General features: G+C 65.6%; 16 protein-coding genes and 1 pseudogene. 10 read left to right on the top strand and 7 right to left on the bottom strand.

Annotated elements, in window-relative coordinates:
- Nucleotides 1-7 precede the first annotated feature (7 nt).
- Both CG716_RS00745 and CG716_RS00740 read right to left on the bottom strand, forming a co-directional pair.
- Nucleotides 8-598, bottom strand: a complete 591-nt coding sequence (locus CG716_RS00745; RefSeq protein WP_094475460.1) for a GNAT family N-acetyltransferase — start codon at nucleotides 596-598, stop codon at nucleotides 8-10.
- Between the two features lie 37 nt (nucleotides 599-635).
- Complete coding sequence (locus CG716_RS00740) at nucleotides 636-1,856, bottom strand: N(5)-(carboxyethyl)ornithine synthase (RefSeq protein ID WP_094475459.1); 1,221 nt, start codon at nucleotides 1,854-1,856, stop codon at nucleotides 636-638.
- A 220-nt stretch (nucleotides 1,857-2,076) separates the two neighbouring features.
- Here CG716_RS00740 and CG716_RS30025 point away from each other — a divergent pair, with 220 nt between their 5' ends.
- Nucleotides 2,077-2,235, top strand: a complete 159-nt coding sequence (locus tag CG716_RS30025) for a DUF6307 family protein (protein ID WP_165773989.1) — start codon at nucleotides 2,077-2,079, stop codon at nucleotides 2,233-2,235.
- A gap of 11 nt (nucleotides 2,236-2,246) precedes the next feature.
- Nucleotides 2,247-2,444, top strand: coding sequence for a hypothetical protein (locus tag CG716_RS00735; protein ID WP_094475458.1), 198 nt, complete (start codon nucleotides 2,247-2,249; stop codon nucleotides 2,442-2,444).
- Between the two features lie 45 nt (nucleotides 2,445-2,489).
- On the opposite strand, the gene lysA is transcribed toward CG716_RS00735, so the two are convergent.
- Nucleotides 2,490-3,842, bottom strand: coding sequence for a diaminopimelate decarboxylase (lysA, locus tag CG716_RS00730; protein WP_094475457.1), 1,353 nt, complete (start codon nucleotides 3,840-3,842; stop codon nucleotides 2,490-2,492).
- Nucleotides 3,843-3,923: 81 nt separating this feature from the next.
- Entirely contained in the window at nucleotides 3,924-4,658 is a 735-nt protein-coding gene (locus CG716_RS00725) for a Clp protease N-terminal domain-containing protein (RefSeq protein WP_094475456.1), read from the bottom strand.
- A 113-nt stretch (nucleotides 4,659-4,771) separates the two neighbouring features.
- Here CG716_RS00725 and CG716_RS00720 point away from each other — a divergent pair, with 113 nt between their 5' ends.
- Nucleotides 4,772-6,610, top strand: coding sequence for an AMP-dependent synthetase/ligase (locus tag CG716_RS00720; RefSeq protein WP_094475455.1), 1,839 nt, complete (start codon nucleotides 4,772-4,774; stop codon nucleotides 6,608-6,610).
- 2 nt (nucleotides 6,611-6,612) lie between these two features.
- The gene (locus tag CG716_RS00715; RefSeq protein ID WP_094475454.1) at nucleotides 6,613-7,119 is read left to right on the top strand and encodes a hypothetical protein; all 507 of its coding nucleotides are present in this window, start codon (nucleotides 6,613-6,615) and stop codon (nucleotides 7,117-7,119) included.
- A 296-nt stretch (nucleotides 7,120-7,415) separates the two neighbouring features.
- On the opposite strand, the gene CG716_RS00710 is transcribed toward CG716_RS00715, so the two are convergent.
- Nucleotides 7,416-8,591, bottom strand: coding sequence for a cytochrome P450 (locus CG716_RS00710; protein ID WP_094475453.1), 1,176 nt, complete (start codon nucleotides 8,589-8,591; stop codon nucleotides 7,416-7,418).
- Between the two features lie 226 nt (nucleotides 8,592-8,817).
- Here CG716_RS00710 and CG716_RS00705 point away from each other — a divergent pair, with 226 nt between their 5' ends.
- Complete coding sequence (locus CG716_RS00705; protein WP_094475452.1) at nucleotides 8,818-9,708, top strand: hypothetical protein; 891 nt, start codon at nucleotides 8,818-8,820, stop codon at nucleotides 9,706-9,708.
- A 204-nt stretch (nucleotides 9,709-9,912) separates the two neighbouring features.
- Complete coding sequence (locus CG716_RS00700) at nucleotides 9,913-10,251, top strand: RNA polymerase-binding protein RbpA (protein WP_094475451.1); 339 nt, start codon at nucleotides 9,913-9,915, stop codon at nucleotides 10,249-10,251.
- Nucleotides 10,252-10,331: 80 nt separating this feature from the next.
- Here the strand turns inward: CG716_RS00700 and CG716_RS30590 are convergent.
- A pseudogene (locus tag CG716_RS30590) lies at nucleotides 10,332-10,481 on the bottom strand (SDR family NAD(P)-dependent oxidoreductase); the annotation flags it as partial.
- Nucleotides 10,482-10,530: 49 nt separating this feature from the next.
- The gene (locus tag CG716_RS00690; protein ID WP_094475450.1) at nucleotides 10,531-11,418 is read right to left on the bottom strand and encodes an alpha/beta fold hydrolase; all 888 of its coding nucleotides are present in this window, start codon (nucleotides 11,416-11,418) and stop codon (nucleotides 10,531-10,533) included.
- A gap of 345 nt (nucleotides 11,419-11,763) precedes the next feature.
- Between CG716_RS00690 and CG716_RS00685 the strand changes: the two genes are divergently transcribed.
- From CG716_RS00685 to CG716_RS00675, 4 genes are all read left to right on the top strand, one after another.
- On the top strand, nucleotides 11,764-14,580 hold the full coding sequence (locus CG716_RS00685; RefSeq protein WP_094475449.1) for a helix-turn-helix transcriptional regulator: 2,817 nt from the start codon (nucleotides 11,764-11,766) through the stop codon (nucleotides 14,578-14,580).
- 115 nt (nucleotides 14,581-14,695) lie between these two features.
- The gene (locus tag CG716_RS00680) at nucleotides 14,696-15,577 is read left to right on the top strand and encodes an alpha/beta fold hydrolase (RefSeq protein WP_094475448.1); all 882 of its coding nucleotides are present in this window, start codon (nucleotides 14,696-14,698) and stop codon (nucleotides 15,575-15,577) included.
- Nucleotides 15,574-15,714 carry a hypothetical protein gene (locus CG716_RS30020; protein ID WP_165773988.1) on the top strand — a complete coding sequence of 47 codons (141 nt, stop codon included), beginning with the start codon at nucleotides 15,574-15,576 and terminating at the stop codon, nucleotides 15,712-15,714. Before CG716_RS00680 ends, CG716_RS30020 begins: the two co-directional genes overlap by 4 nt.
- Nucleotides 15,707-16,978: a hypothetical protein gene (locus CG716_RS00675; RefSeq protein WP_133066844.1), complete on the top strand. Its 1,272-nt coding sequence runs from the start codon at nucleotides 15,707-15,709 to the stop codon at nucleotides 16,976-16,978. The genes CG716_RS30020 and CG716_RS00675 overlap by 8 nt, the downstream gene beginning before the upstream one ends.
- Nucleotides 16,979-16,992: the final 14 nt, after the last annotated feature.

Raw genomic sequence — 16,992 nt, 5'->3', positions numbered from 1 at the left:
GTTCACATTACGGGCCCACGGCTAAACCAGGGGCCAGTCCGCGCAAGGCGTCGGATCGCAGTGTCCGGACCATGACGAAGTCATGCTCGGTGTGCGCGCCGAGGTGGAACGTTTTGGTGCCGGCTATCCTGAAGCCGCCCTTGGTATAGAACCGTTGCGCCCGTTCATTTTTCTGGTTCACACCCAGCCAGAGGCAACGCGCGCCTGTGCCGGCGGCACGGTCGGCGGCGGCGGCCATCAGCGCCGCGGCCGCACCGGAGCCGTGGTTGTCGGCAAGGACGTAGATTTTGGACAGCTCGACCGCGGGACGGATGGTCACCGCCCGGGCGACGTCGGGGTCGTCGCCCACTCCGTCGACGAGGACGGCGTAGCCGACGATCGTGCCGCGGTCGCGGGCGGTGAGCACCGTGCGCGACGGGTCGGCCAGGTAGTCGACGAAACGCTCGCGGGACAGGTGAGCGGCGATGAACGCCGCGATCTCGTCGGGTGGCGACGTGGGCGGGCAGGCGAGTGGGAACGTGGCGGCGGCTACGGCGGCGAGCTCATCGGCGTCGGTAGCCTCGGCACTGCCGACCTCATGTCGGCCGGATGGGTTCATGGTCTGATCCTCCGGTGAACGCTGGCGCCGCCCGTGACTAGTTGGAGGGTAGCGGCCGGTTCAGGGCCAACTCGCCCAACGGCTTTGACCCGCGCGTGCGGTGCCGACCGATGCGAACAGCGTGCGGGTAGGACTCGTCGCGATGTTGGAAAGCCAGGATCTTGGGATTGACGACGATGCCGTCGCGGATCTCGACGGCCCGAGAGATGGTCGCGTTCTCCTTCCACGCCGCAGGCCCGGCCAGCAGGATCTCGAGGTGTGGCAACAGCGCCTCGCTGATCTCCCACGTCGCCGAGTTCCACAAATATGAGGGACTGTGGTCGACGGCGTAATAGTGCACGCCATCGCCCACCTCGATCATTGGATGGGCGAATGAGGTTGGGCGCGCCCAACTGAAGCCCATGTCCACGTCACACGAGACGTCGACGATCAGGCTGCCTTTGGCGAACGCGCCCAGTTCTTCCTGGGTGACGAAGATCAAGGGCGCGCTGGGATCTTGCAGAACGCAGTTGACGACGATGTCGTTGCCCGCGAGATAGCGGGCCACCGGGATCGGACCGTCTTCTCCGTCGGCCCAGACTCGGTCGGACCCGTCGGGATGGTTCCCCATCTGAACGATCTGGGTGGAGTGGATCGGCGAACCGACGGCGGCGACGTCACGATTGGTCAGCACCCGCACATCGTCAACGCCGTGGGCGTTCAACGCGGTGATGGCTCCGCGGGCGGTCGCGCCGAACCCGATGACGGCGGCCCGCAACCGGCGACCGTAGCTGCCGGTGACCCCGACCAGTTGCATGGCGTGCAACACCGAGCAATAGCCCGCGAGCTCGTTGTTCTTGTGAAAGACATGCAGACCGAACCCGCCGTCTGGACGCCAGTGGTTCATGGCCTCAAAGGCGATCAGTGTCAGCCGCCGGTCGATGGCGGCCTGGGTGAGCGCGACATCCTGCACACAGTGTGGCCAACCTAAAACAACTTGTCCCTCATGGATTTCCGCGAGGTCCTGGGCCTGGACTTTGGGCAACAGGATGACATCGCAATCATCGATGAGCTGGGTGCGGCTGCCAATTCCACCGACGAGCTCGCACAGCGCATCATCGGTGGCGCCAAAGTCTGAGCCGTAGCCGTGCTCAAGAAATATCCGCGATCGGAGCGCAGGATCGATCCGGCTCAGATGTGCCGGGTGGATCGGGAGTCGTCGCTCATTCTCCTTGCGGGAGCGGGCGAGAATTCCAAGCGAAAGCGGTTGGGCATTAATATTTTTTGGGGCCTTGCTCCAGGCACGTCAGGTCCTGGTCCGACCGGGACCTTCGTGATCCCGATGACCTGACCCTACGCCCAACGTTGAGAGCCATTGAAAATCAAAGCGATTCAAACCGGGCGGCTCAGAGTCAACCTCGGCGTCGAGAATAGGCGTACTGTCGACTGTACCGGGCAGCTCGATTACGAGCGGAAATGTTCGGCAAAAGAAGGAATTCATGGCTTCGCCAACAACTCTTCGTACGCCGTACCTCCATCGCCTGGAGCTGGTTGCGGAGATCATCAAGACTCATTCCAAGCTCGGCGACAAGGCCGCTGGCGAATTGGCCGTGCAGATCCTGCACGGGATCAATTCAATCCCAGAGATCGTGCGCTAAGGCGTCCGATCATGACCGTTATCGTGACGCTGCCGGATGGCGAAAATGACGACTACATGCGGTTCGGCGACTCGTATGTCAAGCACCACGACGGCTCGCTCGATGTCATCCGACGCGGCGAGGGAAAGCCGCACCGGTACGAGTCGGGTCAGTGGACCGACGTGGTAGGCGATGAGAAAGCGTGGAAGAAACCCCGCCTCTGGGGTTGATCCAGGCGCTGGCACCGCGATGTTCGGGCCGCCCGATTGCCCTCCTCACCCCCAGGGGAGTGAGGGCACATCACAGTCGCGCGACAACAGGTCGGCGATGGTCTCCCGGCGGATGAGCTGGCGGCACCGGCCCTCAGCCACGGCGACCAGCGGTGGACGCCCAACCATGTTGTAGCTCGACGCCATGCTGTGGTGATACGCACCGGTGCAGGCCACGGCCAGCAGGTCGCCGGGGTGCACGTCGGCGGGCAGTTCTACATCGCGGGCGATCACGTCACCGGCCTCGCAGTGGCGGCCTACCACAGTCACCGTCGCTGATGGTGTGGCGGTGTGCCGGTTGGCCAGAGCGACAGTGTATTTCGCGCCGTAGAGGGCCACCCGGGGGTTGTCGCTCATGCCGCCGTCGACGGCGACGAATGTTCGGCCGCCGGGCTGAGATTTGACCGCGACCACCCGGTAGAGGGTGATCCCGGCGCGAGCGCTGATCGCCCGGCCGGGTTCGATGGTCAATGCGGGTCGGGGGAAATCAGCTGCTGTACAGGCGGATTCGAGGCTGTGTTCGATGACCTCGGCGAAGCGGGCGAGGTTGAGCTCGGGGTCGCCCGCGACGTAGGGCACCGCGTGCCCGCCGCCAATGTCCAGATCGGGCAGGGTGACCCCGAACCGCGTGCGGATGTCGGCCATCAGGGCGATCATCCTGGCGATAGTCTGGCCGTAGAGGGTGGGATCGGCGACCTGAGAGCCGATGTGGCAGTGCAGTCCGGTCAGCGACAGGCACGGCTGGTTCAGGATGCGCTGGACGGCGTCCCGCGCCCGGTCGCCGGCGATGGTGAACCCGAACTTCTGGTCGTCGACGCCTGTGGTGACTGCGGGATGCCCGCCGATGTCCACGCCGGGGATGACGCGCAGCAGCACCGTTTGGCGTGCGCGTACCTGTCCGGCCAGGAAGGCGATCTCCAGCGGGGAGTCCACAACTATCCGGCCGACACCGATGGCGGCGGCGTCACGCAGCTCATCGGGCGTCTTGGCGTTGCCGTGCAGGATGATCCGCGCCGGGTCCACGCCGGCGGCCATCGCGGTGGCCAGCTCGCCACCCGAGCAGACGTCGAGGCCGAGCCCTTCTTGAGCGATCCAGCGGGCAATGGTGGTGGTCAGCAGCGACTTGCCGGCGTAGACGATCGATACGCCCGGCAGGGCGCTCTGGTAGCGACGGATCCGGGTGCGGAAGTCTTGTTCGTCCAAGACGTAGGTGGGGGTGCGGAATTCATCGGCGACCTCGGTCAGGGGCACCCCACCGATGCAGACCCGACCGAGTTCGTCTAGGTGTGTGGTCGACGGCCACAGTTGCCGGTCGAGGCCGGCGTGGCCGAGCGAGGGAAGTAACTCCGACAACGTCATGACTCAATCGATACGCCGAGCACCGCGCGGATAGGGATTTCTTGACGAGCCTCTGACGGGCCGGGGCCAGATTTTGATGGCTCAGGACTTCTGTGCCGTCGTGATCGCGGCGAGGGTCTCGGCGATGTCGGCGTCGGCGCGGGCCTTGTCGAAGCCGAGCCGGTGCAGGGTGCCGTCTTCGTCCTCTGCCTCGAACAGGGCCAGCAGCAGGTGTTCGGTGCCAATGTAGTTGTGGCCCAAGCGAAGTGCCTCGCGGAACGTCAGCTCCAACGCTTTGCGCGCCTCGGTGTCGAACGGGATGAGGGCGGGCTGTTCGGCGGCCGGCGGTGGCACCGTGATGGCGGCGCGCACCGCATCGGGGGTGATCTGCTGGGCGCGCAGCAGGGGAGTGGCCAGCGCGGTGGGATCGGTGATCAGGCCCAGGAGGAGATGGTCTGCGGTGATCTCGGCATTGCCGGCCTGGTGTGCGGCGTTCTGGGCGGCGACGACGGCGCTACGGGCCCGTGGGGTGAATCGGGAGAAGCCGTGGGCCGGGTCGAGGTCCTCGGCATTCAGGTTGGCCATCTTGGGGACGAAGCGTTTCTGGGCGGCCTGTTTGGTGACACCCATGCTCTTGCCGATGTCGGTCCACGAGGCGCCCGAACGCCGGGCCTGGTCGACGAAGTGGCCGATCAGCTGGTCGGCGAGATTGCCGAGAGTTTCGGCGGTCAAAACGGCGTCGGAGAGTTGCTCGAGGGCGTCGCCGTGGACGTGCTTGATGGCATCGATCAGGTCGTCGAGGCGGACGGGATAGGCGATGCGAACGGGTTCTCCCATTCGTCAACCCTAGGTTGACGATTTCGATTCGTCAACCGTGAGTTGACGGCGAGTGGTTCGCTCCGTTCCCGATTTGCTACCGGTCTTGCGGCGAAGTCCATAAACTCGGCGCCATGGCAGGCCTGCGTAAGTCCCAAGAGCAGCCGGACGTGAGCAAGATCGACAACCGGGCACCGTCGGTGCCGCGGCTGTTCCTTGACCGCGTTGCGGCCACGCCCACTAGCGAAGCGTTCCGCTATCCCGACAACGACGGGTGGACGAGCGTCACCTGGCAGCAGGTCGGTGATCGGGTCGAACTGATCGCGGCCGGCTTGATCGCGCTGGGGATCAACCCCGAAGACCGGGTGGCGCTGGCGTCGGGGACTCGCTACGAGTGGGTGGTCGTCGATTTCGGCATTCTGTCGGCCGGCGCGGCCACGACGACGGTGTATCCGTCGACCAACGCCGAGGACACCTCGTTCATCGTCGCCAACTCCGGCAGCCGGGTTGTGGTGGCGGAGAACCAGTCTCAGGTCGACAAGCTGGTCGCCCACCGCGCTGAACTGCCCGCCGTCGAGAAGGTGGTGATCATCGACGGCAAGAGCGAGGACGACTGGGTGATCACCCTCGAGGACCTCGAACAACTGGGCAAGCAGCTGTTGGCGGACAACCCCACCGCGGTCACCGACCGGATCGAGGCGATCTCGCCCGGGCAGCTCGCCACCCTGATCTACACCTCCGGCACCACTGGCAAGCCCAAGGGTGTGCGGCTCAACCATGAGGCGTGGACGTACACGGCGACGGCGCTGCACTCGCTACATGTGTTGTCCGACAAGGACCTCAATTACCTGTGGCTGCCGCTGGCACATTCGTTCGGCAAGGTGATGCTGGCAATGCCGTTGGTGATGGGTTTCCCGACGGTCATCGACGGCCGGGTCGACAAGATCGTCGAGAACCTCGCGATCATCCGGCCGACATTCATGGGCGCGGTGCCGCGCATCTTCGAAAAAGTGCACGGGCGTATCACCGAAACGATCGCCGAAGAGGGTGGGATCAAGAAGCGTCTGTTCGACTGGGCGGTCGACGTGGGGCTGCGGGTCTCGCGCGCCAACCAAGCGGGTCATCGGGTCGGTGCGGGGCTCGCCCTGCAGCACGCGATTGCCGACCGGCTGGTGTTCTCCACCATCCGGCAGCGGTTCGGCGGACGGCTGCGGTTCTTCATCTCGGGTTCAGCCGCGCTGGACCGCGATGTGGCCCAGTGGTTCGACGCGGTCGGGACCGTCGTGCTCGAGGGGTATGGGCTGACCGAGACGTCGGCGGCATCGACGTTGAATCGTCCGGAGGCTTACCGGTTCGGCACGGTGGGATGGACGTTGCCCTACACAGACGTCGAGATCGCCGACGACGGCGAGGTGCTGCTCAAGGGACCGGGCGTGATGAGCGGGTATCACGACCTGCCCGAGGCCACGGCTGAGGCGATCGGCGACGACGGCTGGTTCCACACCGGTGACATCGGCGAGCTCGACGCCGAGGGGTACCTGCGGATCACCGACCGCAAGAAGGACATGTTCAAGACCTCGCAGGGCAAGTATGTTGCGCCCTCGGCAATTTCGGCGACATTCAAGGGCCTGTGCCCCTTCGCCAGCGAGATCATCGTCTATGGCGAGGGCAAGCCTTACTGCGTTGCGCTGGTGAGCCTGGACGGGGAAGCCATCCGCGAGTGGGCCGACCGAAACGGCTTGGAGGGCAAGTCCTTCAGTGAGGTCGCCGGTGACGGCAAGACCAAGGAGATGGTCGAGGGGTACGTCGATACTCTGAACAAGCACCTCAACCGTTGGGAACAGGTCAAGCGGATCTCCATTATCGATCGTGAATTGACCGTCGAGGCAGGCGATTTGACGCCGAGTCTGAAGCTGAAGCGCAAAGCTGTCGTGGACAACTTCCACGACAACATCGACCAGTTGTACGGGTAGCCGTGCGGCGCTGCGGCGCGCTCGCGCTGGTGGCGGCTGCCGCGTTGTCGTTCGGCTCGGGGCCTGCTCGTGCCGACGACCCGGTGCCGCAGGCCGGTGCGCCGTGCCCGATCGACTTCGCGAACGTCATGACGCAACTGCCCGGCGGGGCTGATTATTTGTTCTGCCAGCCGCAGCCCGACCGTCCCGGCAGTTGGACGCCGGCTGTCACCCCTTTCGACCCCGCCAGCCGGTGGCTGAGCTACGGGCCGCAGATCACGTTGCATGGTCAGGGCTTTCGCAATCCGAATCTGCGCTCTGGGCAGTGGACCGCCACCCCACTGAATCCGGCCACCGTGTGCGGAGCCGATCAGGTCACCGTGGTGAGTGCGGGAGTGCTTGCACCCCTGGTGCATTCGCAGAGCACGCCAGGGCAGCCGATGTCGTTGGACGTGTTGCCCAAGCTGTTCACGATTGTGCTCAGTGGTGATTGCCTCTGGTCGGAGGACCAGCCACCGCCCGGCGCGTAAGAAGACGCTGTCGCCGGGAGGCGTGCTGACCACAGGCTAGTTTCGGGTGGTACTGAAATGACGCTGTAGAGGGCCGCCAAGTGGTCCCCAGGGGCGGGGGGCCCGGTGGCCCAAGGGGGTGGCCACTTCGCGTAGCCCACCCCTGGAGACCCGCTTGTGACGGTCGGGCTTCGGCGTGATTGTGACCGGGACCCCGACCGGTCGGCTGCATTTCAGCGTCCTCAGAAATGTACGACAAACGCGACCACCGGAAGGCCGACTTGGCAAGAAAAATTGACGAACGAGTCAGGCTGTGGCTACCAGGTCACGGGCAGGGCGACCAGGCCGTGCGAGAGGGAATGGAAGCCGGCGGTCATGGTCGACGGGTCGACCTGTAGCCGCAGGTTCGGGAACCGGGGGATCAGCTGCGAATAGACGGTCTTGAGCTCGAGGCGGGCCAGCGCGGCGCCGACGCAGTAATGCAAGCCATAGCCGAAGCCGACATGGGCGGCGCCGGTGCGGGCGAGGTCGACGCGATGAGGGTCGGCGAAGAACTCGGGGTCGTGATTGGCCGCTCCCGGGTCCAGCAGAACGAGGTCGCCGGCGCGGATCGTCACCCCGTCGGCGTCGATGTCGGCTCGCGCGTACCGGGGGACGCCGACCCCGCCGACCATGCCCGCGCGCAGGATTTCCTCGACAGCCTTGGGGATCAGGTCGGGGTCGGCAAGCAGGGCCTGCCACTGGTCGGGGTTGGTGAGCAGGAGCAGCGAGCCGACCCAGATCTGCGTCACCGTGGTTTCGTGTCCGGCGAACAGCAGCTGCATGGCCAGGGTGGCGATCTCGAAGTCGGCGAGGTCGGGTTCGTCGCACAGGCGGGAGATGACGTCGTCGCCTGGGTGGGCACGCTTGGCAGCGACCAGCTCCATGCCGTAGCCGAGCAGTTTCTCCAGACCCTTCAGCGACACGTCGTCGTCGGGCGAGAACGCGGCGTCGTCGACCCACAGCCGGAAGCGATCTCGGTCTTCATAGGGCACGCCGAGCAGATCGCAGATCACCAGAATCGGCAGTGGCTGGGCCAGGCTGGTCAGTAGGTCGGCAGGCGATCCCTGGCGTTCCATGTCGTCGAGCAGGGCGGTGCACAAGCCTTCGATCTTGGGTTGCAGCGTTCGCATATGGCGAGGGCCGAAGTGCGGCTGCAGCAGCTGGCGCATTCGGGCGTGGTCGGTGGGTTCGGAGTCGAAGTCGCCGATCGGGCCGCCGAACAACGCCGACGTCCGGCTGCGGGGTGCGTTGGCCGGGTCGCGGTGGGTACGGCCCAGCCGTTCGTCGTCCATCAGCCGGCGCACCAGGGTGTAACCGGTGACCAGCCAGGCCTCGTCGCCGACGGCGGTGAGGATCTTGTGGATCGGCCCGCTGCCCTGCAGGGCGAGCAGTTGGTCGGGGGAGCGCAGTGGATGACGTTGGCGGAACGGCAGCTGCGCGGGCGCGGTCATGGTTGGCAGCCTACGACGGTGGACGGGCTGCGTGGGTGATTTTTGGGACTATCAGTCTTGTTCAACTCACTGGCGGGTGCGTGGGCAAAAGTCATCCGCCAGGTGAGATTTCGGCAGTGCCGAGGTAGGCGAGTCCGTGCCTCGCGCGGCTGATCCATTACGGGTGCCAATGGCCTTACGGAGGCGTAAATTACGCGCCGGGGGTGCCACTAATAAAGGAACCTTCATGGGCCAGCACACCGCAACTCGCATCACGCTCACCGGCGCCGCGCTGCTCGGGGCGTTGACCGCCGGGGCCTTGGCCACCGTCAGTCTGAGCGCGGCGCCCTCGGCTAGCGCCTCCTGCGCATCGTTCTTCGGTATCGGTAACACCGCATCCTGTACCAGTACCGTGACCAGCATCGCCATTGCTGTCGGCACCAACGCGACCGCTTATGCCAACGGGCTTTTCGGTGGCGCATTCGCGTTTGGCACCGGCGCGACGGCCGTCACCTCCGCAGGCGGCCTGTTCAACACCGCGACCGCACTCGGCAACGACAGTGAATCTGTTGCGCAGGGCTATCTTTCGATGGCCTTTGCCGGCGGTGTCGGGGGTGCAACGAGTTCGGCATTGGCGGGCGATCCGGCCGACTTCGGCAATATTGCGGTGAACCTGTCGAATCAGGGTACGCACATCAGTTCGGCGACAGGGCTGGGCAATCTGTCAGTGAACTTCTTGGGCAACGGAAGCGTGGTGGCCGTCGGCAACGGCGATGTCGGCGTCAACGTCGGTGCGACCGGTGACGTCCTCGCCGAAGGCATTCTCTCCAATGCCACCAGTCTTTTTGGAAGTGCGACGGTGATAGCGAAGGGCGCAAGCGGTCCCGCTGTGTTGGGGTGGGCGTTCGACGTCTTGGGCACCGGCAACGTCGTCGAGGCCGGCGCCGGCCCGCTGGCGATCGCGGGGTCGATTCTGCAAACCGGCGCAGTCGTTACCAAAGAGGGGCCCGGCATCAACCTCACCGGCCTCGTGGTTGGCGGTGCCGCCGCGGTGGGAAACGCCAAGGCTGCCGCCGCGGCCCCGCATGCAGCGGGTGCACGCAGCGTCACCGCAGTGGCTCATCGCGCCAGGGCATAGTCGCACTGTTCCGGCCAGTCGATGCCGGTGGATCGGGGCAACCTCGCCACGCGGCGGCGGCACGATTCCATACCAAAGAAGGTCCCCTAGGCCCTCTGGGGCTAGAGTGGTGGACGAAGGTTGTAAAGCCATCTGGGGCCCCGCTTGGCTGGCTCTAACCTGCACACAGCTTTTTCGCGTGTGCGTTTCAGGAAGTTGTTGACGATGGCTAATCGCGTCATGAGGGGCAGTCGACTCGGGTCGGTTAGTTACGAGACTGACCGCAAAGACAATTTGGCGCCGCGTTCAGTCGCGCGGTATCGCACCGGGAACGGCGAAGAGTTCGATATACCGTTCGCCGACGACGCGGAGATCCCCGGCACCTGGCAATGCCGCAACGGCATGGAGGGCACGGTCATCGCGGGGCGCGAGCCCGCTGAGCCCAAAAAGGTCAAAGTGCCGCGCACACCCTGGGACATGCTGCTGGAACGCCGCACGATCGAAGAACTCGATGAACTGCTCCAGGAGCGCCTCGCGCTCGTCAGGTCACAGCGCGGCAGGTAGCTCCACGCCATCTTTCGCACCGGCCAGTTTCCCCTGAGCCGGTTGATCGCCATGTTGCGGATTCCGGTGGCGTTGGATCCGATGGATGCGATCGCGGTGTCGATGCTGGGTTGATTGCGGCCGGTAAAGAAGACATAGGCGCCCTCTGCGGCGATGCTTTGCGCGGTGGCCAAGCCGATACCCGTTGTCCCGCCTGTTACTAGGGCGATCTTGCCCTGTAACACGGTCATCCTGTCGTCCTCCGAATGGTGGCGTCGTCGGCCGGTGGGCGTGGCCGGGTCAGTTCGTCGTTGCGGTGGCTAGTGCTCGCGGCATGAAGTCGCGGATGTATCCGCTGATCTCCTCGCCGTGGGTTTCCAGCGCGAAGTGTCCGGCGTCGAGGAGGTGGAATTCGCCATTGGGGAAGTCACGTCGGAACGCTTCAGCGCCGGGGGCGCCGAAGATTTCGTCGTTCTTGCCCCAGGTGACTAGCAGCGGGGGCTGGTGTGTGCGGAAGTACTCCTGGAACGCGGGGTAGCCGTCCAGGTTGAACTGGTAGTCCCAGAACAGCTGCAGTTGGATGGCGTCGTTGTCCTTGCGGTCCAGGCCGAGTTGATCGAGTTGCCAGGTCTCGGGGGCGATCCTGTCGAGCCGATCGGCGGGTACGCCGTGGGTGTATTGCCAATACGTGGTTTCAGGGGTGAACTTTTCCCGCACGCCGTCCTCGTTGGCGGCGCGGTCCTTGGCGTGGGCGAACAGGATGTCCCAGAACGGAGTGAAGCCTTCTACGTAGGCGTTGCCGCTCTGGGTTATCAGCGCGGTGATCCGTTCGGGGCGGCGGGTGGCGATGCGTAGGCCGATCGGAGCGCCGTAGTCGTGAATGTAGAGGGCGAACCGCTCGAGACCGAGGTGAGTGATCAAGCCTTCGGTGATTTCGGTGAGACGGTCGAAGCTGTAGGTGAACTGGGTGGTGGTGGGCATGGCCGAGCGACCGAATCCGATGTGATCCGGGGCCACGAGGTGGTATTCGTCGGCCAGGGAGTTGATCAGGTTGCGGAACATGTGGGAGCTGGATGGGAAGCCGTGCAGCAGCAACAACGTGGGGTTGTTCGGATCGCCGGCCTCGCGGTAGAACACATCGAGTCCTTCGATCGTCGCCGTGTTGTATCGAGTGGCAAAAGCATTCATGGACGTCACCTGTTCGGAAGCTGCCGTCCCGTGCCTGGGCCGGCAAGGCAGTGGGCGTGGTGTGCGTGTCGGCGCCGCCGACGTACTGCAGCCGACCATGGAACCAGGCGGGCGCGAATCCGGGATGAACCCCAGTGATTGGGTGCTGATTCGGGGCGGATGGGTTCCTCGCTGATTGACGTCTGGCACGCACTCGATGCCTCGCGTTGCGCGACTCTTAGAGTGCACAGCTGGCGCATCGCTGCCAGAATTCTATGGTCAGTTCTGTTCTCTGTTCTCGACAGATAGCGCCGACGTAGCAGGCGGTGTCATTGTCTGCATCGGTGCTGGGCGTGGGGTGACGCGTTGACCGATGATCGGATCGACCACGCTGGCGTTATCGGTGCCATCCTCGGGCGGGCTGCGGAGTGTGCGATGCTCGACAAGCTCGCGACCGACGTCCGCGGCGGCTTCAGCAGCTCGCTGGTGTTCGCCGGCGAACCCGGCGTCGGCAAGACCCGCTTGTTGCAATACGTGGCGGACTCGGCGACCGATGCGGCGACCGTGTGGATTGTCGGAGCGCAATCAGAGCTGCGGTTGGGATTCGCTGCACTGCACCGGCTCGTCTTGCCCCATCTCGATCGCCTGAACAGGCTGGCCGGCCCGCAACGCAACGCGCTGGAAGTGATATTCGGTCTCACTGAAGGGCCGCCGCCGAGCCAACTTTTGGTGAGCCTGGCCGCGTTGGCGCTGATGTCCGAGGTCGCCGCGCAGGGCCCGGTGCTCTGCCTGATCGACGATGCCCAGTGGCTGGACCAGGAATCGCTGGCGGTGCTGGGATTCATCGCACGCCGGCTGTACGCCGACCCCATCGGCATGGTGTTCAGCGCCCGAGAGCACGCCGGTGACCTGACCGCGTTGGACGGATTGCCCACCCGGCGAATCGCTGCGCTGGATCCGGCGTCGGCTCACACCCTCCTCGACAAGGCCGTATCCGGGCCGCTGGATCCGCGAGTGGCAGCGCGCATGATCAGCGAGACCGGCGGCAACCCACTGGCGATGCTGGAGCTGGTCGGGGAACTCACCGCCGAACAGTTGGCCGGGCGGTTCCCGTTGCCGCGCCGCCTACCGGTCGGGCGTCGGGTCGAAGTTCACTTCCTGGCACAGATCGCCGCGCTGTCTCCTGAGGCACGCACCGTTCTGCTCGTCGCCGCGGCCTGCGCCGACGATGAGCCGTCGACAGTGCAGCGAGCCGGTGCGTTACTGGGCGTCACCGCGGCGGCAGCCAATCACCCTGTGCAGCAGGGCATCGTGTCTTTGGAGCCGCGTATCGCATTCCGGCATCCGCTCATCCGCTCGGCGGTGTACGACGGTGCGACATCCGAGGATCGTCAGCGCGTGCACGACGCGCTGGCCACGGTGGCCGAGCGTGACGGTGATGACGACCAGGCTGCCTGGCACCGAGCGGCCGCCGTGACGACTCCCGAGGAGACGATCGCCGCTGACCTGCAGGCCTCGGCGGTGCGCGCCCAGCGCCGGGGTGGCTACACCATGCAGGCCGCGTTCTTAACGCGCGCCGCAGAGCTGTCGCCCAACCCCCGAGAACGTGGGTTGCGCTACCTGGCTGCTGCGCAGGCGTACCTGGCGGCTGGTAACGGCCTACTGGCCGAGGCACTGCTGGATTTGGCAACTCCGGGACTCGACGACGCCGGCATGCACGTCGCAGTGCAACGCCTGCGCGCAGCGATCTCGGTGTTCTTCTCCCGGCACAAAGATGCCCCCGGCATCCTGTTGGAGGCGGCGACGAAAGTCGAACCGGCCGACGCGTCCCTGGTCAGGCAGGTTCTGTTCGATGCCATGCAGGCTGCGATCGTCGCCCGCCAATACACCGCCGGCACGACCCTCGAAGAGGTAGCGCACGCGGCGCTGGGCGCCGCCCGAGACCCGGGTCGGCCGCCCAGTGCCAACGACCTGCTGCTGGATGGTTTCGCCACCCGAATCGCCACCGGTTACGCCGATGCGGTCCCGCTGCTGCGAGCCGCGGTGTCGATGCTGTTCACCGACGAGGTCGCCGCGCATGTCGACATCCCATCAACGATTCTGGGATGGTTCGCCGCCGACGACGTGTGGGACGAGCAAGGTCGTCGGGCGATGTTCGAACGCGCCCATGCAATCGAGCGCCGCCAGGGGGCGTTGGGGGCGATGCGGATCACCCTGGCCGGACTCGCTACGAGCCAGGCCTGGGCAGGGCAGATGAACGATGCCGAGAACAGCTACGGCGAGGCCGCCGAGATCTCGGTGCTAATCGGGGTGCCCCCGCCGGCGACGACCGGGGTCCTATTGGAAGTGCGCGCCTGGCAGGGCCGCGAAAGCGAGAGCCGCGCAGTGGCATCCTCGACCGCGGATTGGGGTCGTCAAAAGGGCGCCTCGATTCTGGAGATATTCGCGCTGATGGGTCTCACCGTCTTGGAACTCGGACTAGGCCGGTACCCGGAGGCGCTCAGATGGGGATTGCCGATACTCCACGATGACCCGCCAGGCTTCGGGAACCGTGTACTGCCCGAGGTCGTCGAGGCCGGCGTACGTGGCGGAGACCGGGCCGCAGCTGAAGCGGCGCTGACGCGGCTGACCGAACGCGCCACCGCCGCTGCTACCCCGTGGGCTCTAGGTCTGTTGGCGAGGTCGCGGGCATTGATGGCCGCCGACAGTGACGCCGAGATTTACTACAGGGATGCCATCAGGCGGCTGGCGGAGACCGCGATGCGCACCGAGCTCGCCCGTGCACATCTGCTCTACGGCGAGTGGCTTCGCCGTAGGAAGCGTCGCCGCGACGCGCAGGCGCAGCTGTGCACCGCCTACGACATGTTCACCGCGATGGGAGCCGCGGCGTTCGCCGGCCGCACGGGTGCCGAGCGCCGCGCGGCTGGCCAGACGACAGCTGATGCGCCGCGCACAGACAACCCATTCGGCCTGACACCTCAGGAGGCCCAGGTGGCACGCCAAGCTGGCGCCGGCGCGACCAACGCCGAGATCGCCAGTCGACTGTTCATCACGACGTCCACCGTGGAATACCACCTCAGCAAGGTCTTCCGGAAAATGGGAGTGACGTCGCGGCGCCAACTCGCGTCCGCCCTCGCCGAGGGCCTGGAGGGGCATCCCGGCGGGGCTCTTACGTCACCATGACGCCACTGATCGACTGGGGTTCACCCAGGATGCGCTAGGGATGGCGCCGTGCTGTGCTGGCCAAACTACCCGCTGGCGCACCGGCTACTCCTCATCGTGTTGAAAGGCGATCGCGATGCCCTTCATCTCCGTCGACGTAGAGAACGCCATCGACATCGACCTCTACTACGAGGACCACGGCAACGGTCAGCCCGTCGTGTTGATCGACGGCTTCCCCCTCGACGGGCACGCCTGGGAGAAACAAGTTCCCGCATTGCTGGCCGCCGGATACCGCGTGATCACCTACGACCGACGCGGGTTTGGCCGCTCCGGGCACGCGACCTTCGGATATGACTACGACACCTTCGCCGCGGACCTCAACACCTTGATCGAGGTCCTCGACGTCACCGAGGTCGTCTTGGCTGGATTCTCGATGGGCACCGGGGAAGTCTGCCGCTACTTGGGCACCTATGGGCCGTCCAGGATCGACAAGGCAGTCTTCATAGCCGCTCTCGAGCCTTATCTGCTGCGAACTGACACCAACCCGGCCGGCCTGGATGGCGCGATCTTCGCTGCGGCCCTAGCCGCCGCAGTCAAAGACCGCTACGCGTTCCTTCACCAGTTCTATGCCGACGTCTACAACACCGACGAGACACTCGGCACCCGCATCAGCGACGACGTCATCGAAAGCTCTTGGAAGGCGGCGTGTTCAGGGTCGGCGTATGCATCGGTAGCCGCGGTGATCACGTGGACCACAGACTTTCGGACCGACGTCGCCAAGATCGCCGGATACGACATCAGCGTCTTGATCGTCCACGGGACCCACGACCGGATTCTGCCGATCGACGCCACCGCACGTCCGTTGCACGCACTGCTTCCCCGCGCCGAATACGTCGAGATCCCCGGAGCGCCCCACGGTCTGCTGTGGACCTACGCCGAGGACGTCAACCACGAACTGCTGACGTTCCTCGCCCGCTCGACGGGCACCCCGGCGTCACCTGAAGGAGTACGCGCGTGAGCACACGTCCTCAACACATCGCAGCGCGGTTCACCGTGGAGGAAGTCGAAACACACCTCGCTCCGCTCCGCCATCGACTCGCCGAGTTGCACGCCGAGAACACCCAGCTACGAGGCAAGCTCGACCGCGGTGAGTAGTTCACCTTCACCCACCCACGACGGCGACCTGGCCAGGCCGGCGGTCCCTGACAACCCCACCTGCCCGGATCCCGCAGCGCGGGAACGCGCCTCGGCGTTCACTCTGTGGGTGACGGCGGTGTTCATCGCCGGTGTTGCGGCGGTGATGCTCCAGGTTCTGGCCCGGCTGCGCCCGTCTCTACCGCTGTTCATGCCTCGATATACCAGGTGGCACGGCGACTACTTGGACGGTGCGTCATGGGCTGCCTGGGTCCTGGGTGACACCACCGAACCTGGTTACGCGCACTCCGCCGTGGCCGGGGCGATGATGCTGCTCGGGGGATACCTCGCCCACCAAGGCTTCAGGACGAAGAAGCGCTGGATGGGTTTTCCGGTCACCTCCGGCACTGGCCTGTTCGGCTGGGCGGTGGGCAGCGCAGCCCTCGGACTGGTGCTGAGCAACGCGGCGTGGGGGTGGACGATTGCTGTGTCGGGCATGTGGCAGCCCACATTCGTCCCGTTCGCCTCGGTTCCCCCAGCTGTCGTCCTGGTCTACGGGGGCCGGCGCTCGGTGGCGCTGACCGGCGCGATCCTCGGCGCCGCGTTGAGCACCCCCATCGCCCTGGTCGCGGTGAACTTCGGGTGCCGCCCCCTTGGTCTTCCCCCCGTGGTCGGGGCCACCACCGGCATGGCGATCAGCGCACTGATGGCGTTCGCGCTCTGCCGGCACCTGCCCTGGATGCGGGTCCCAACAGTGGTCGTGCCGCGCTGCAGCGCGGGGTCCCCGCACCACTTCGTCGACACCAATCGGCAAGGGCCGCAATGGCTGTCGCGTCGGATCATCGCCGACTTCACCGATGCCCAGTTCATCGGCAACGAATGGGCCAGTGCCGGTCTGCTGGCAGGCACCGTCATCAGCTATCTGCTCAACCCCGCAATGGCAAGCAATATCGGGAACCTGCTACCCGAAGCGTTGACGTCACAAGTATTGACTGCCGCGCTGGCCGTCGCACTGTGGCACCGCCAATGGGCAACTTACGGCTGGTACCCCACCTTCGTTCCCGTCGTGTCCATCGCTCCGGCAACGGTTCTCGCGTTCGACGGATCTGTGCAGGCCATCGTGGCCGGGGCGGTTCTTGGTGCGCTCACCGGCCCGCCGTTCGCCGCGGCGGTGGCCCGACGGCTGCCCCCGCACTTTCACCCGTTCATCGGCAATGTCGTCTCGATGGCGGTGTGCACCGCGGCGATCGTCACTGGGCTGTCGGTGATGCCCGGTTTCAGCTGAGACCAGATCGACCA

Source organism: Mycolicibacterium sphagni, assembly GCF_002250655.1.
GTDB lineage: Bacteria > Actinomycetota > Actinomycetes > Mycobacteriales > Mycobacteriaceae > Mycobacterium > Mycobacterium sphagni.
Note: the sequence above shows the minus strand (reverse complement) of the source record. Positions and strands in the feature narration are given on the sequence as shown.

Bases quoted from the DNA above. Each gene is read 5' to 3' on its own strand.
- CG716_RS00735 (WP_094475458.1), top strand. From the start codon at position 2,247: ATGACCGTTATCGTGACGCTGCCGGATGGCGAAAATGACGACTACATG.
- lysA (WP_094475457.1), bottom strand. From the start codon at position 3,842: ATGACGTTGTCGGAGTTACTTCCCTCGCTCGGCCACGCCGGCCTCGAC.
- CG716_RS30025 (WP_165773989.1), top strand. From the start codon at position 2,077: ATGGCTTCGCCAACAACTCTTCGTACGCCGTACCTCCATCGCCTGGAG.
- CG716_RS00690 (WP_094475450.1), bottom strand. From the start codon at position 11,418: ATGAATGCTTTTGCCACTCGATACAACACGGCGACGATCGAAGGACTC.
- CG716_RS00705 (WP_094475452.1), top strand. From the start codon at position 8,818: ATGGGCCAGCACACCGCAACTCGCATCACGCTCACCGGCGCCGCGCTG.
- CG716_RS00680 (WP_094475448.1), top strand. From the start codon at position 14,696: ATGCCCTTCATCTCCGTCGACGTAGAGAACGCCATCGACATCGACCTC.
- CG716_RS00745 (WP_094475460.1), bottom strand. From the start codon at position 598: ATGAACCCATCCGGCCGACATGAGGTCGGCAGTGCCGAGGCTACCGAC.
- CG716_RS00720 (WP_094475455.1), top strand. From the start codon at position 4,772: ATGGCAGGCCTGCGTAAGTCCCAAGAGCAGCCGGACGTGAGCAAGATC.
- CG716_RS00710 (WP_094475453.1), bottom strand. From the start codon at position 8,591: ATGACCGCGCCCGCGCAGCTGCCGTTCCGCCAACGTCATCCACTGCGC.
- CG716_RS00700 (WP_094475451.1), top strand. From the start codon at position 9,913: ATGGCTAATCGCGTCATGAGGGGCAGTCGACTCGGGTCGGTTAGTTAC.
- CG716_RS00725 (WP_094475456.1), bottom strand. From the start codon at position 4,658: ATGGGAGAACCCGTTCGCATCGCCTATCCCGTCCGCCTCGACGACCTG.